The sequence below is a fragment of the Mesorhizobium sp. M5C.F.Cr.IN.023.01.1.1 genome, from assembly GCF_003997585.1.
Taxonomy (GTDB): Bacteria; Pseudomonadota; Alphaproteobacteria; order Rhizobiales; family Rhizobiaceae; genus Mesorhizobium; species Mesorhizobium wenxiniae.
In genome coordinates this window covers 171,450-185,650 of sequence record NZ_RZSU01000002.1, presented here as the reverse complement: position 1 = coordinate 185,650, position 14,201 = coordinate 171,450, and the positions used below count along the sequence as shown (strand labels likewise).

Below are 14,201 nucleotides of genomic sequence, written 5' to 3'. Positions count from 1 at the left end.
GACGCCCCACCGTGTAGACTGGGTTCAGGTAGGCGAGCGGATCCTGGAAGATCATCGCGATCCTGCGGCCGTTGATGCTTCTGCGTGCCTCTGCGCCGAGGCCTGAGAGTTCGACGCCGTCGAAGAGGCAGGAGCCGGCCACGATATCGCCTGGCGGACAGTCGATGAGATCCATCACCGTGCTGGTGCTGACGCTTTTTCCCGAACCGCTTTCGCCGAGGATCACGAGCGTTTCGCCACGGCTGACGTGGAAAGAGACGTCGTCGACGGCACGTACCGGCTTGTCGTCCGAAAGGAAATCGACGGTCAGGCCGTCGACCTTGAGAATGGGATTGGTCGCGTTGCTCATCGGGCAGCTTTTCGCAATGTCTGAAGGCGCCAGCGTTGTTGCGGATCAGCGACGGTGCGAGCCCAGTTCGAGAGGATGTTGAGCGACAGCGTCGTCAGCATGATTGCAAGACCCGGCCAGAATGCGATCCACCAAGCGGTCGCGAGATAGCCGCGGCCGTTCGCCACCATTGCACCCCAGGTAAAGTCCGGCGGCTGAATGCCGAGGCCAAGGAAACTCAGCGCCGATTCCGATAAAATGACGGTCGCGAAATCAATGGCGGAAATCGTCACCAGTGTCGGCAGGACGAGGGGTGCGATATGCCGGACGATGATCCGGGCCGGCTTCGCACCCATGGCGTGCGCCGCGCTCACGAACATACGCTCGCGCAACTCCAACACTTCTGCGCGCGCCGTTCGGAGGTAGATCGGCATGCGCGTGACGGCAAGAACGATCACCAAGTTGGTGATGCTCGGGCCCAGCGTATAGAGCACGATGAGCGCCAGCAGCAGCGAGGGAAAGCTCATAACGATATCGGCCATGCGCAGAATGAGATGGCTGTACCAGCGCTCCGAATAGCCCGCTATCAGGCCGAGTGTTCCACCAACCAGCATGGACGCGAATACCGCCGCCGCGGCGATGCCGAACGTATTCTGCGCGCCGACAATCAGCCTAGCGAGGATGGGCCGGCCGAGGGTATCGGCGCCGAGGACATAGATCCAGCCGCTGGCCAGCGAGAAGGGGGCGAGATTGCGCTGGCGCAGCCCCAGCCGCGAAGCGGCGTCGCCCACCAGCCACGGGCCGAGGACCGCCGCGATGACGACGATCGCCAGGAAAATAGCGGCGGCGAGCGCAAGCTTGTCGCGCTTCAAATAGGCGAGAAGCACGCTGCCGCTGCCTGGAACGGCCGCCGGCTTGATGTCGGGAGTGATGATCGTCATGGCTCAGTACCGGATGCGCGGATCGAGAACCGCATAAAGCAGGTCGATCGCGATGTTCAGGATGAAGATGGCGGTAGCCGTCACCAGAATGGTCGACTGGACGACGGCAAAATCGCGCTGGATGATCGAGTCGATCATCAGCTTGCCGATGCCGGGCCAGCCGAATATCGACTCCACGACCACGGCGCCGTTGACGAGACTGGTCGCCAGGTCGCCGGCGACCGTGACGACGGGCAGCAGCGAGTTGCGAAGCGCATGCCCGAAGATGATCTTCTGGCGGGGCAGGCCCTTGGCCCTTGCGGTCTTGATGTATGGAGAGGCAAGCGCGGACAGCATCGTTCCGCGCACGACCTGCACCAGGAGACCGAAGGGGCGAAGCATCAGCACGAAGGTGGGCATGATCCAATGGGCCCAGGTTCCGGTGCCGGAAGTCGGCAAAAGCCCGAGCCCCACAGCAAAGACAAGGATGCCAACGATGGCGACCCAAAAATCCGGCGCGCTTGCGCCGGCCAGAGAGATGAGACTGGCGACACGGTCGAACATGCTGCCCGGTCGCGCGGCCGCAAGAGAGCCGACAAGGATAGCCAAAGCGGTCGACAGCGTCATCGCGACGGCGGCAAGCTTCAGCGTTTCCGGGAACGCCTCAAGAGCGACCTGCATCGCCGAGCGGTTCTGGCGTAGCGATTCACCGAAATCCAGCTGCAGAAGATCGCGCAGATATTCCAGAAACTGCCAATAGATTGGCTGATCGAGGCCGTTCAACCGCGCGAACGCGGCCCGAGCTTCCGCAGTCGAGTCCAGAGGCAGGTACAAGGCGGAAGGATCGCCGGTGAGCCGTGTCAGGAAAAAGACCAGCGTCAACAGACCGATGACCGACAGGATGCTGTGGAACGCCCGGCGTCCAAGATAGGTAATCATTTGGGATGCCCTTGGACGGATATCGACGGAGGCAACAGATCAGGGGCGCAGGATCACGATCGGACCCGGCGCCCCCGTATCACTCAGTCTTTTTTGATAGCGATATTGGCCAGCGGTATTTCGCTGTTGGTGGTGATATCGGGCTTCCATTCCAGCCTGGTGCCAACGCGGGTATAGCCGATCATGTGGAACATCGGGATGTCCGCCACCACGTCGTGGCGGGCCTTGCTGAAGATGGCCTTGAAGCTGTTCGTGCGGGCCTCGCCGGTCGCCGCCAGAGCCTCGTCTATCTCCTTGTCGAATGCCGGATCGGCCACGGTCGAGTAGCTGCCGCTCGACCGATAGAAGATCGGAACCGTGAAGGCCGCATCGCCCTTGTTGTTGTCGTGCATCATCTGCAGGAGATTGGGGCCACGCTCCGGCGGGAACGGCTTTTGCAGATAGCGCAGCCAGTCGGCGACGTCGAGCATGGTAAGCTTGACGTTGAGGCCGGCGTCTTGCCACATCGTCATCATGGCCTCCATCGCTTCGGCGCCGTTGGGATAGATGCCGTTTCGTCCGATGAGCTTGATCTCGGTGTCGACCGCCACACCCGCCGCGCGCGCCTCTTCGATGAGCTTTTTCGCCTCTTCCGGATCATACGGCCAAGGCTCGAGTGCATCGTCATGGCCGTTGATCCCGGAGACGACCATCTGCGACGCACGTTTGACGTCGTCGCCGAACAGCTGCGCAAGGCCTTCCCAGTCGATCGCCAGGTTGAGCGCCTTGCGGACGCGCAGGTCATCGAGTGGCGGCTCGGCGGCATCGATACGGATCGCGGTGGTTTCGGAGTTCAGATAGGCGAAATCCGTCTCCGGATTGCTGGCGTCCTGGATGGCAATCGACGGCGTCAGGTCGGCTTCCCCGGTTTCCACCATGGCCGCTCGAATCGAGGATTCGGGCCGCCAGACATAGGTTGCCTTCGTGATCTCCGGCTTCTTGCCCCAGTAGCCGTCGAACGCGTCCAGCACCACGGTTTGCGGGGAAAAGGTCGACAGCTTGAATGGGCCGGTCCCGACCGGATCGTTCACCGCCTGGTCGACCGGTGTCTTCGGCGAGACGATCATGACCACGCTCAACAGCGTTGGCATGATGGGTTCGGGCCTGTCGGACTTTATCTCGACGGTCAGGTCGTCGACCGGCGTCAGCGTTAGTTTGGCATCGCCGAATTTCGCAATGTTGCTGCAAGTGAGCTTGCCGCTGATCATCCTGTTGATGGAGAATGCGACCGCATCCGCGCTGAGTTCCGTTCCGTCCTGGAACTTAACGCCCTCGCGCAGCTTGATCCGCCATGTCGTCGGGTCCACGCTGGTCCACTCGGTCGCCAGTTTCGGTTGAGGTTGCCCGGTTATCGGATCGATGACGGTCAACGATTCAACAACGTTTTGGCTGAGTATCTGGCCGACATTTGTGATGATGGTGCCGCAGGGCTCCAGATTGGCCGGCTGCTCCGGCAGGACGACACGGATTTCCTGCGCCGCACCTTGTGCGACAGCCGATGACGCGGCAGCGGTCATCAATACGACAGCTGCAATCGTATGAACGCCTCTATTCATGTCTCTCCTCCTTTTGATCCGTTTTGGCTGTCGTGCGACGGACGAACCTCCTCGTCCCGTTCGTCCGACAATTTGCCGATCTCCCGGCGACTAGGCGGCGATCTTCTCGATCAGTCCGCGCAGTACGTCTTTTTCCTGCGGCTTCAGGTCCGTCAGCGGCGGACGAAGTGGGCCGGGTGTCCGTCCTACTAGTTCGACGCCTGCCTTGATGATCGACACCGGATAACCTTGTTCTCGATCGCGCAAAGCCGCGAAGGGGAAGAAGAAGCTGTGCAGGATTTCTTCCATTGCGGCGCGATCGCTTGTCCGCATGGCCCTGTAGAAGCGCTGTGCCAAGTCCGGCACGAAGTTGAAGACCGCAGAGGAATAAGTCGTCACTCCGGCGCCGTTGAAGCCTTCGGCAAAGAGCTCATGCGTGGGCATGCCACCGATGTAGCAGAGCCGATCGCCAAGTTTTGCGGTGACGTGGCGGACAAGATCGATCTTGCCTGTGCCGTCCTTGAAGCCGATGAGGTTTGGGCACGCGTCGGCAAGGCGAGCAACCGTGTCGGCATTGGCGACCGAGTTCGCACGGTTGTAGATGATGACGCCGAGGCCGGTGGATTCGCACACGGCTTTGACATGCCGGAATATCCCCTCTTGGGAAGCCTCCATCAGATAATGAGGCAGAAGCAAAAGACCGTCGGCTCCCGCAGCCTCGGCGCGGCGGGCAATTTCTGTGGCTAGCGCCGTGCCGTAGCCACAGCCGGCTATGATAGGCACGTCTCCGGAGGCATCCTTGGCCGCGCGGGTAACATCTGCGACTTCTTCCGGCGACAGGGAGAAGAATTCACCCGTGCCGCCGGCCGCGAACAGGGCAGCGGCACCGAACCCGGAGAGCCATTCCACATGCGCGCGATAGCTTTCGAGATTGAGGCTGAAATCCTCGTTGAAATGTGTGACCGGAAACGACAGCAGCCCTGAAGCGACACGCGACTTGATTTCATCTGGCGACAAAGAACTCATCCCACAAATTAATATGACGTTATCTCGATTCATATGATGAGTACAGAGATGAGTCAACTGCCGGTCTTGTCCTGGTTTGTCGGACGCCGGACGGTCAGGGCGCGATAGCGCTTTATCCCCGTCACGAGATGGCGGCGCATCGCCTCACGCGCCTTCTCCGGGTCGCGGGCGAGAATCGCATCCGCGATTTCCCTGTGTTCCTCCAGAATCGGATGGTCGCGATTGGGCAAGGGGTCGACGCCGCCCATCATCGTCTTGAACTTCACCCGCGGGATCATCCGCCGGCCGATATGTTCGAGGAATGCCTTGAACCTGGCGTTGTTGGTTGCGGTGGCAATCGCCAGGTGGAACTGGAAGTCCGCCTCGTCGGTAGGTTGTCCCTGCGCCATGAGATCGGCGAACCTTTCGACCTGGGCCTCGATTTCGGCCTCCTGCGCCGGCGAACTGCGGGCTGCGGCAAGGCCGGCTGCCTCGACTTCGATGCCAATGCGCAGCTCGAGCTCTTCGATGATGTCCGAGATCTTGTTCGTTTCGTCGGTGAAGAGCTTCAATCCCTCGTCGACGGGTTTCGGGCCGAGAACGAAGACGCCGGCGCCTTGCCGCGATTCCACCAGCCCGTCGGCGCGAAGGGCGGCAATGGCCTCCCGGACCACAGTGCGGCTGAACCCGAACCGGTCGATCAGAGCGGGTTCCGTCGGCAATTTGTCGCCAGGGGCATAAAAGCCGGCTTCGATCTGGCCGCGCAGCGCATCTGCAACCTGAGAAACGAACGACCTGCGGGAGGTTCGATGTTCGGCCTGCTGCATGGGTCCTCCAAACTTTGCCGGATCGAAAGATCCATACTCCCAGTGCGGGGCAAAAGCGAGATCATCATATGAAAATTTATCAGCCAAGATCGAATGCGTTTAGATCATCATATGGATTCTGCACTCGCGTGTCGGCCATCAGGTCACCTATGGCTCGCTTTTCGTTGGCACTTGCTGATGCGGCTACGGCGATCAGCGAATCCACCGCGTGGCGGCTTTCAGGCCGTCGGCAGGTGATCGCGGACCCACCTGACGATCTGCCCCGCCGTCATGGCGCCGGATGTGCGCGCAATCTCCTGGCCGCCATGGAAGAGGATCATGGTCGGGATGCTGCGAATGCCGAGCCTGGCTGCAACGACCTGCTCACTGTCGGAATTGAGCTTGATCAGGCGAACATGCGGCTCCAGTTCGTTTGCTGCCGCTTCATAGGCCGGCGCCATCATCTTGCAGGGGCCGCACCATGGTGCCCAGATGTCGACGACTACGGGGAGGCTGCTTCGCGTGACCTGGCGATCGAAAGTCTGTGCATCGACGTCTGCCGGGTGACCCGAGAACAGCTTGGAGCCGCACTTTCCGCATTTCGCGTCCCCGGCATTGCGTGCCGGCGGCAGGCGATTGACCCCGCCGCATTTGCCGCAGACCACCAGTTTTTCCCGCGTCATGCCCATTCACCCATCTTTATGCGCGTCGATCGCTGCCGTCACGATGCTGTCTTGAGTGGAGCACCCTGCGCAGAAACGGCCGCGTTCGAAAGGCTCGCCAACTCTGCTGCGATGTCGGCGAGCTTTCGATCGGCGTCGACCTTGCGCCAGGTGGACGGGGTGGCCTTTCGCTGCAATTGCCGCGAAAGGATATCGATGGTGGCATCGGAAGGACCACCGCTGCGCTCGCTCACCCGCTGCCAAAGAACAAGCGGATCCGCTTCCAGCCAGAATCCGGCGAAAGCTACGTCTCCGCCATTTGCCGCCTTCTCGATGCGGTCGCGATCGGCCGGCCTGTCGAAGACGGCATCGGCGATCACCGAACCGCCTTCGGAAAGAATCAAGTCGGCGCGCCATGCCATTTCGCGGTAGACGCGATCGGACACATCAGGTCGATAAGCCCTGTCCGGCAGCCTCGTCTCAGCCGGCACCCCATGCATGGCTTTGCGGATGCGATCGCTCTCGACAATGCGCGCGCCGGGCGGCGCGCCGACATGCGCGGCGAGTGCCTCGGCAACGGCCGTCTTGCCGGAACCACTCAAGCCGCCGATAGCGATCAGCCGAGGAGGCCTTGCCTGGAGAAGTGTTCGGGCAAGCTCGAAATAGGATCTCGCCTCGGCAATCAGCCCGCCGGAATCGGCACTTCCTTCCTCGATCTGGGTTGCGGTGACATGCGCGCGCACTGCGGCCCGCACTGCCATGAAAAACGGCAGGAGAATGAAGCCGTCCTCGTCGTCTGCCTCGTCGAGGTAGCGGTTCATCACCAGGTTGGCGAGTTCCGGAAAGCCGCGATGCCACAGGTCCATCAGCAGGAAGGCCAGATCGTAAAGCACATCGATGCTGGCGATCTGGTCATTGAATTCGATGCAATCGAAGAGGCGGGGCTCTCCGTCGAAGAGACAGATGTTGCGCAGATGCAGATCGCCGTGGCATCGCCGGATCTTGCCTGCCACTTCCCGCCGGTCGAGCAGTTCGCGATGACGGGCAAGGGCGGTGCCGAAAATCCCGGTGAATGCGTTGATGTCGGCTTCGTCGAAAACCTGGCTGGTGGCAAAGCCGGCTTCGTTGATGGCGAGCACGCCTGCCAGGTTCGAGGATCCGCTGCCCTTGTGGACCTCCGGCGCGCCGCGATGATAGCGCACGATCATGCGCGCAACCGCCGTCATCAGCGCAGGCGTCAGTTCGCCACCGACTGCCATTCGATCGAGCAGCTTCGACTGGTCGAAGCGGACCATTTCGATCGTCGCATCGACCAGTTCGCCGCTCCCGTCGAAGGCGAGCTTGCCATCGGCCTCTCGCGTGACGCGCCGCACACCCAGATAGAGGCCGGGCGCGGTCTTGGAGTTAAGCTCCACCTCCTTCTCGCAAGCCGCGAGCCGCAGCACCGGGGTCGAGAAGTCGACATAGGGCAGCTTTACAGCTCGCTTGATCTTGTATGCGCGCTGGCCAACCAGGAAGATACGCGAGATATGGGTTTCGATCGCCTCGACCGGCCCAGTCTCGCCAGATGCGGCAGGGTCCATCAACATAGCGACCACGGATTCCTGATCGTCGACGATCATCGGATGCCTCCTTGTTTGTATCCACCCTGGAATCCGATGGGCGTGGTCGCTGAAATTGCGCGCCATCGGGCCCTTCCTGCTGCAACGTCTGGATATAACCAGCCAAGTCACGGATGCGTTCCCTAGTGCGACTTTCTCCGGCGTTCGGCCGTATTTGTTGCCTCCTTCGGAAGACATTGGCGGCCCTACAACGGCATATCGCGATCGCCATGTTTCGGCACGACGTAGCGGCCTGCGCCGGTTAGCGTCGGCACGTGGGCATGTTGATACGGATCAAAATGATGCGCGGCGACGTTCTTGTCTCAGCGCTAGGAACGCGCCGAGCCGCCTCGCTGTTGTTGCAACGACGATTGGACTTTGAGGATCGGGAGCAGCCGCCATGGCTTTCAGGACGATACTTACCGTTGCGGGACCGAACAAGGGTGACGGTGATCTCAAGCTCGCCGCCGGCCTGTGCACCGAAATCGGCGCCCATCTTGCGGTTCTGGTCGTTGCCGTAGCTGCGCCGCCACCGGTCGGGGAGTATGCCGCAGTAGTTTCAGAAGCCTGGCTCGAGGAGCGTCAGGCCGATGAGAATCTGTTGAAGGAGCGAACCGCTGCCGTGTCGGCTTTTCTCGCCGGCAGGGTGCTTTCGGCCGATGTCTCCAACGAATATCCGGAAGCCGGCTGGGCCGACGACACCATTGGCCGCCGTGCCCGCTACGCCGACATTACGGTTATTGGACCGGAGTTGCTTGCCAATGAAACGCTGAAAAGCAAAGCGATCGAAGGCGCGTTGTTTTCTTCAGGAAAGCCCTTGCTGCTCATCCCCGAAGGGTCGCGGCCGACACTGAAGCCGAAACGCGTGCTGATTGCATGGGACGCTCGTCTGGAGTCGTCGCGTGCCGTCCGCGAATCTCTCGACATGCTGCCAGGTGCCGAAGAGGTGCACCTTGTCATAGTCGATCCGGTGGAGGACCAAAACCGTCACGGGGCCGAACCCGGAGCCGACGCCGCTGGCTATCTCGCGCGGCATGGCGTGAATGTCACGGTCGACCGGCTGCCCAGCTTGGACCGTTCAGTCGCCGACGTGCTTCGCAGGCACGCGGTCGACATCGCCGCCGATCTGATGGTGATGGGCGCCTATGGTCATTCCCGGTTGCGCGAGCGCATCTTCGGCGGCGTCACCATCTCGATGCTTGAAGACCCGTCGATGCCGATCCTTATGGCGCGTTAACCGCCGGCCAATCCGGCATGGTCAAGCCCGAAAACGCGCAGAAGGGTTGGGCTTGCGAGCGAGTTTCAGGTAGGGTTTCAGGTGGGAGGCGGCTTCGGGAAAAAGCTAAGTGCTTGTTTTTTCTGGTCGGAGTGGCAGGATTTGAACCTGCGACCCCATCGTCCCGAACGATGCGCTACTAGGCTGCGCTACACTCCGTGACCAGACCGCGGGCTTATAGCCGCCGCACTTCGTTCCTGAACGCGTCGGGTCAGAAGCCGCGACCAATTGACCCGACACCCGCGCTTGCGCTGGCACGGGACAGGCCTAGGCTCCCCTTCGGGATCAAGCGTTGCCACGGAACATTGCCGATGACCGACAAGACACATTTCGCGCAGAAACCTGTTCTGGCGCTGAAACCCCTCAATGCTCCGGGCAACAGCTTTACGGGTCTCTTCTCCGGCCACATCGACGGCACAAGCTTCGAGCGGGTTCAGTTCGACTGGGAGCACCTGGGCCGCGGCCGCTACGACATCGTCCTCTTCCACTGGCCGACCGAATTCTTTCGGCCGAGCAGCCGCAAGGCGACGCTCAAGCTTCTCGGCCGCATGCTCTGGGACAGGGTCTTTCACGGAACCAGGTTTCTGTGGGTGGTACACAACCTTGAGCCCCATGACGGCGGGAGCTTGAAATCGGGGCTGACCACCTACCTGTTTCTGAAGCTGCTCGACGGCGTGATCCTCCTCTCCGAACATTCCCGCCGCGAGTTGCATCGCCTGCATCCCGCGGCCCGTTCGCTCGCCACGCTGGTCACGGTCCATGGTCGTTATGAATCGGTCGCCGAACCGCCGCGGGACGCCAGACCATCCGAGCGACACAACAGGCTTCTCTTCTTCGGACTGATCAGGGAGTACAAGAACGTCGAAAAGCTGGTTACCGAGGCCCGCAAGGCGACGGCCGCGTTTTCGCTCACGGTGATCGGCGTTTGCCCGGAAGAGGATCTCGAACGCAGGATCCGCACAGCCGCGGGCGACGACAAGCGGATCAAGCTGGACATCCGAAGGGAGTTCGTGCCGGACGACGAGTTAGAGCGCGTCATCGATTCACACGACGCCGTCGTGCTGCCATACCGCAACATCCTGAACAGCGGCGTCGCCTTGCATTCGCTCGGGCGCAACAAGCCGCTCCTGGCCCCGCGGATCGGCAGCCTGCCGGAGCTTCAGGAGGTGGTCGGAGCCGAGTGGGTGCATCTGTTCGACGGCGAAATATCGGCCACCACTCTCGAGAGCTTCCTCGCCGCACTCCGCAAGTCCACGTCGCCGCGCCCCGATCTGTCGCCATTTGAGTGGACGAGGGTCGGATCGGATGTCACGCGCTTCCTGAAATCGCTGACCGCGCGGCGCGCCGCTGTCGAGCCGACCCCGACGGCCTCTCAGCAATCCCAGAGATCGTAGGGGAAGCTCGCCTTCAGCCTCGCGAGATCTGGCCGGGCCGTGCCCATCGGGCTCGCGCGGACGGCCTCCTCGCGCGATCGCGTGATGTCCAGTCGCGCGCGGCCGACGCCGAGGACATAGTCCTCATATTTCAGTGTGTTTTCTTCTTCCGACAGGCGCAGATACGTACAGGGAATGCCGAACGCGTCGGCAATAACCAGCCCGTGGAGCGAGCTCGAGATGACATGGCTCGCTTCCGAAATGCGCCGTACCACGCTCGCCCAATGGTCGAGTGGAGAGACGACGTTTTCCCATCCCCCCATCTTCGGCAGGTCGTGCAAGTTGGGGACGAACGCGACCGGCGTCTTGCGCTCGGCAGGTTTCGGAAAACGGGAACCCAGAAGATCGGCAACGAGGATCCCGGGGTCGCCGAACACCTCGGGCACGTCGATGCCACGCCGCATGAGAAAATCGCGGGTGAGAGGACCACGGACGGCGCGCACGTCGAGCGAGCTGAACACGTGCCGTTCGTCTCGGATCTTGCCGTTGATGCCGGAACCCCAGACGACGTCGCCGTTGCGCGCGAAATGCAGGATCGAGCCTATGCCCAGGAGCCTCACCGGCCTCGGACGTTCCTCGTCCAGGAAGCAGCCGGCGTCGGCCGCCATCTTGTTGACAATCACCGAGGAGAGATAGTCGCCGAAGTTCACGCCGAGGGGCGACTTCCAGTAGAACAGCTCGATCGTGTTCGGCTGGAACGGGGGAGGGGGCACGTAGCCTCTGTCCCGTCGAGCAAGACCGCGCACCTTGCGGACAATTTTCCTCACACCTTGAGCCACGGCGGCCTCTTCCAGCAAAACGAACACCTCTTCCCTCGGGCTTGCTCTCTGCCAGACCCGCCACCGGAAGCGGTGTAGCATATTCTACCGCGGGTGTTGCCTCATTCTCGACCAACGCGAGCCGTTGTGCAGTGCGGCAAATCGGCGCCACCGCAAATGTGAAAAATCCGCTCCGCGCCGGCTCTCCACGGTAATTGTGCGGTGCGGCAAATGGGCGCTGATCTTTGTTCTCGTTACCCGTCTTCGTTCGCGGTATAAGCGCTGCGGCTCGGGGTGCAACAAGAGTGCCAAATGGCGCTGAGAGTATCGGGAATCGCCTGAAGCATGAGCAGTATCACCGGGCGGCTCATCAAGGGAAGCATGTGGCTCAGCCTGTCGCGAGCGATCGTGAACGGGCTGGCGACGCTCAGCACCTTCGTGCTGGCGTGGTACCTCTCGCCTGCCGATTTCGGCCTCGTTGCATTGGCGACGACGATGCTCCTGATCGTCACCACAGTCACCGAACTCTCGCTCACCCAGGCGCTCATCCGACATGAGGCGCCCACCGAATCGCATTTCAGCGCTGCCTGGACCCTCAATGCCACGCGCGGACTGATACTGTGCCTTTTCTTCGCGGCCTGTGCCTGGCCGGCATCGGTGGTCTATGAAGACCCGCGCCTGTTCGGCGTCATGGTTGCGCTGGGCTTCAGCGTGCTGCTCGGCAGCATGACGAATCCGCGGCTGATCATGCTGCAGCGCAAGCTGATCTTCTGGCAGGAATTCGTGCTGAGCGTTTCGCAGAAGTTCGTCGGGGTCGTCGTGGCGGTGGCCATCGCGATGATCTTCCACAGCTACTGGGCCCTCGTGGTGGGTACCCTCGTGAGCCAGGCGACCTATCTCGTCACCTCCTATCTGGTGTTGCCGTTCCGCCCGAGGATCGTCTTCAAGCACATGCGGGAGTTCTTCTCTTTCTCGGCCTGGTTGACGGCCGGCCAGATCGTCAACACGCTCAACTGGCGCTTCGACCACCTGCTGATCGGCAAGGTGCTCGGCAATGCGCAGCTTGGCTACTACACCTTCGGCAGCAATCTCGCCCGCCTGCCGACACGCGAGGCGACGGCACCGCTCACCCAGACGATCTACCCGAGCTTCGCCACAATTCGCGACGACCCAGGCCGCCTCGCCGCCGCCTATCAGCGCGTCCAGGCACTTGTCGCCGCGATCGCGCTTCCTGCCGGCATCGGCGTCGCGGTGATCGCCGATCCCCTGGTCAGGCTGACGCTGGGTGAAAAATGGGCGCCGGCAATCTTCATCATCCAGTCGCTCGCCTCGGTGTACGCCCTGCAGACGCTGGGCTCGCTGGCGCAGCCGCTCGGCATGGCGAAGGGCAAGACGAGGCTTCTGTTCGTCCGGGACACGCAGATGCTGTTCGTCCGCGTACCGATCATCTTCGGTGCCCTCATGCTCTACGGGCTCGAAGGTGTCATCTACAGCCGAGTGTTCACCGGACTGCTCGGAGCGCTCGTCAACATGGTGCTGGTCAAGCACTTCATCGGCGTCACGGTGCTGGAGCAGCTGGCGGCCAACGGGCGTGCGCTCGCAAGCATCGCGATCATGGCCGCGGGCGTGTTGTTCGCCTCGACCTGGCTACCCGCGGCGAACGACAGCGTGGGGCTCGCCTGGCAGCTTGCGATCCTCGTTCCGTTGGGCGCGGTCCTCTATTGCGGGTCGAGCTTCGGGTTATGGCTGTTGATGAAGCGGCCCGACGGCCCCGAGCGGGAAATCCTGAACATCTTGGGCAAGATACTATCGAAGGTTCGCCATGGCTGAAGCTAGCACGTCGGATTTGCTGCAACACGAGCCGGACGGCCGGCCAGATGGAGGAAGAGGAATGACATTGGAAACGCCTCCGGTTCTGATCGCCAGGTTGCAGGACATGATCCATGACTGCCTGAAGGACTATGTCCGGGCGGACGAGCCGCTGGCGATCCTCGACTTTCCGGATATCCGCAATTGCGGCGACTCAGCCATCTGGCTCGGCGAGATGGCCTACCTGAAAGATCGCTACGGCAAGCGGCCGGCCTATGTCTCGCGCATGCGCGATTTCTCGGCGGAGGATCTCGAACGGGCCGTCCCGACTGGACCGATCTTCATCCATGGCGGCGGCAATTTCGGCGACCTCTGGATCACGCATCAGGATTTCCGCGAGCGCGTGCTCGAGCAATTCCCCAACCGCCGGATTATCCAGTTTCCGCAATCGATTCACTACAAGTCGCAGGAGCGCCGCGAAAGGAGCGCGCGCATCATCGGCAGGCACAAGAACTTTGTTCTCCTGGTGCGCGACGAGGAATCGAAGGCGTTCGCGGAGAAGCACTTCGATTGCGAGGTGCGGCTTTGCCCCGATATGGCATTCTGCATCGGCGCGCTCGAACCGGAAGCATCCGAGTTTCCGGTGCTGGCGATGTTGAGGGCGGACCTCGAGAAGGCAGGTGACGCGGATCGCTCGGCCTATCCCGACATTCCGATGGAGGACTGGATCACCGAATCTGCGCGGCAGGTGCGCGTCGCCAAGGCGATTGGTGCTGCCTCCGCGCTGCTGGCGCTCAAGCCGGCAGAGGTGCGGCTGCGCAAGCTGGACGCGGCCGCGCACAATCGCTTCCGGCGAGGCATCCGGCAGATTTCGCGCGGGCGTGCGATCGTCACCGATCGCCTGCACGTCCATATCTGCTCGCTGCTGATCGGTCGGCCGCATGCGGTCCTCGACAACAGCTACGGCAAGATACGGCGGTTCATGGCGGCATTCTCGGGGGGATCCGACCTTTCCTACAAGGCGACCTCGCTCGACGACGGAATCGGCTGGGCGCGGCAGGCAGCCGCTGTCGCCGCCTGATCTTTGGCA

General features: G+C 61.9%; 13 protein-coding genes and 1 tRNA gene. 4 read left to right on the top strand and 10 right to left on the bottom strand.

Going from position 1 to position 14,201, the window contains the following annotated elements; translation table 11 throughout:
• From EOA78_RS01970 to EOA78_RS01935, 8 genes are all read right to left on the bottom strand, one after another.
• Positions 1–349, bottom strand: a 349-nt coding sequence (locus EOA78_RS01970) for an ATP-binding cassette domain-containing protein (protein ID WP_164783597.1), incomplete at its 3' end; no start/stop codon positions are given.
• The gene (locus tag EOA78_RS01965) at positions 346–1,269 is read right to left on the bottom strand and encodes an ABC transporter permease (RefSeq protein WP_127313630.1); all 924 of its coding nucleotides are present in this window, start codon (positions 1,267–1,269) and stop codon (positions 346–348) included. The genes EOA78_RS01970 and EOA78_RS01965, both read right to left, overlap by 4 nt.
• Before the next feature lie 3 nt (positions 1,270–1,272).
• Complete coding sequence (locus tag EOA78_RS01960; RefSeq protein WP_127313629.1) at positions 1,273–2,187, bottom strand: ABC transporter permease; 915 nt, start codon at positions 2,185–2,187, stop codon at positions 1,273–1,275.
• 83 nt (positions 2,188–2,270) lie between these two features.
• On the bottom strand, positions 2,271–3,743 hold the full coding sequence (locus tag EOA78_RS01955) for an ABC transporter substrate-binding protein (RefSeq protein ID WP_348628458.1): 1,473 nt from the start codon (positions 3,741–3,743) through the stop codon (positions 2,271–2,273).
• Positions 3,744–3,872: 129 nt separating this feature from the next.
• Positions 3,873–4,778, bottom strand: a complete 906-nt coding sequence (gene kdgD / locus EOA78_RS01950; protein WP_127313639.1) for a 5-dehydro-4-deoxyglucarate dehydratase — start codon at positions 4,776–4,778, stop codon at positions 3,873–3,875.
• 62 nt (positions 4,779–4,840) lie between these two features.
• Positions 4,841–5,593: a FadR/GntR family transcriptional regulator gene (locus EOA78_RS01945; RefSeq protein WP_127313627.1), complete on the bottom strand. Its 753-nt coding sequence runs from the start codon at positions 5,591–5,593 to the stop codon at positions 4,841–4,843.
• Positions 5,594–5,811: 218 nt separating this feature from the next.
• Positions 5,812–6,255, bottom strand: coding sequence for a thioredoxin TrxC (trxC, locus tag EOA78_RS01940; protein WP_127313626.1), 444 nt, complete (start codon positions 6,253–6,255; stop codon positions 5,812–5,814).
• Between the two features lie 38 nt (positions 6,256–6,293).
• Complete coding sequence (locus EOA78_RS01935) at positions 6,294–7,856, bottom strand: bifunctional aminoglycoside phosphotransferase/ATP-binding protein (protein WP_127313625.1); 1,563 nt, start codon at positions 7,854–7,856, stop codon at positions 6,294–6,296.
• A 379-nt stretch (positions 7,857–8,235) separates the two neighbouring features.
• Between EOA78_RS01935 and EOA78_RS01930 the strand changes: the two genes are divergently transcribed.
• Complete coding sequence (locus EOA78_RS01930) at positions 8,236–9,072, top strand: universal stress protein (protein WP_127313624.1); 837 nt, start codon at positions 8,236–8,238, stop codon at positions 9,070–9,072.
• 123 nt (positions 9,073–9,195) lie between these two features.
• Here the strand turns inward: EOA78_RS01930 and EOA78_RS01925 are convergent.
• A tRNA-Pro gene (locus EOA78_RS01925) sits at positions 9,196–9,270 on the bottom strand.
• Between the two features lie 152 nt (positions 9,271–9,422).
• On the opposite strand from EOA78_RS01925, the gene EOA78_RS01920 reads away from it, so the two are divergent.
• On the top strand, positions 9,423–10,505 hold the full coding sequence (locus EOA78_RS01920; protein ID WP_127313623.1) for a hypothetical protein: 1,083 nt from the start codon (positions 9,423–9,425) through the stop codon (positions 10,503–10,505).
• Here the strand turns inward: EOA78_RS01920 and EOA78_RS01915 are convergent.
• The gene (locus EOA78_RS01915) at positions 10,484–11,341 is read right to left on the bottom strand and encodes a polysaccharide pyruvyl transferase family protein (RefSeq protein ID WP_206533398.1); all 858 of its coding nucleotides are present in this window, start codon (positions 11,339–11,341) and stop codon (positions 10,484–10,486) included. The genes EOA78_RS01920 and EOA78_RS01915 overlap by 22 nt on opposite strands.
• A gap of 306 nt (positions 11,342–11,647) precedes the next feature.
• On the opposite strand from EOA78_RS01915, the gene EOA78_RS01910 reads away from it, so the two are divergent.
• Both EOA78_RS01910 and EOA78_RS01905 read left to right on the top strand, forming a co-directional pair.
• Positions 11,648–13,132, top strand: a complete 1,485-nt coding sequence (locus EOA78_RS01910) for a lipopolysaccharide biosynthesis protein (protein WP_127313621.1) — start codon at positions 11,648–11,650, stop codon at positions 13,130–13,132.
• A gap of 61 nt (positions 13,133–13,193) precedes the next feature.
• A complete protein-coding gene (locus EOA78_RS01905; RefSeq protein WP_127313620.1) occupies positions 13,194–14,192 on the top strand; it encodes a polysaccharide pyruvyl transferase family protein in 999 nt (332 codons plus the stop codon).
• Positions 14,193–14,201: the final 9 nt, after the last annotated feature.

What these genes read in the sequence shown, in the direction of transcription:
- EOA78_RS01935 (WP_127313625.1), bottom strand. Translation starts at nt 7,856, where the DNA reads ATGATCGTCGACGATCAGGAATCCGTGGTCGCTATGTTGATGGACCCT.
- EOA78_RS01905 (WP_127313620.1), top strand. Translation starts at nt 13,194, where the DNA reads ATGACATTGGAAACGCCTCCGGTTCTGATCGCCAGGTTGCAGGACATG.
- trxC (WP_127313626.1), bottom strand. Translation starts at nt 6,255, where the DNA reads ATGACGCGGGAAAAACTGGTGGTCTGCGGCAAATGCGGCGGGGTCAAT.
- EOA78_RS01960 (WP_127313629.1), bottom strand. Translation starts at nt 2,187, where the DNA reads ATGATTACCTATCTTGGACGCCGGGCGTTCCACAGCATCCTGTCGGTC.
- EOA78_RS01965 (WP_127313630.1), bottom strand. Translation starts at nt 1,269, where the DNA reads ATGACGATCATCACTCCCGACATCAAGCCGGCGGCCGTTCCAGGCAGC.
- EOA78_RS01930 (WP_127313624.1), top strand. Translation starts at nt 8,236, where the DNA reads ATGGCTTTCAGGACGATACTTACCGTTGCGGGACCGAACAAGGGTGAC.
- EOA78_RS01945 (WP_127313627.1), bottom strand. Translation starts at nt 5,593, where the DNA reads ATGCAGCAGGCCGAACATCGAACCTCCCGCAGGTCGTTCGTTTCTCAG.
- EOA78_RS01910 (WP_127313621.1), top strand. Translation starts at nt 11,648, where the DNA reads ATGAGCAGTATCACCGGGCGGCTCATCAAGGGAAGCATGTGGCTCAGC.
- EOA78_RS01955 (WP_348628458.1), bottom strand. Translation starts at nt 3,743, where the DNA reads ATGACCGCTGCCGCGTCATCGGCTGTCGCACAAGGTGCGGCGCAGGAA.
- EOA78_RS01920 (WP_127313623.1), top strand. Translation starts at nt 9,423, where the DNA reads ATGACCGACAAGACACATTTCGCGCAGAAACCTGTTCTGGCGCTGAAA.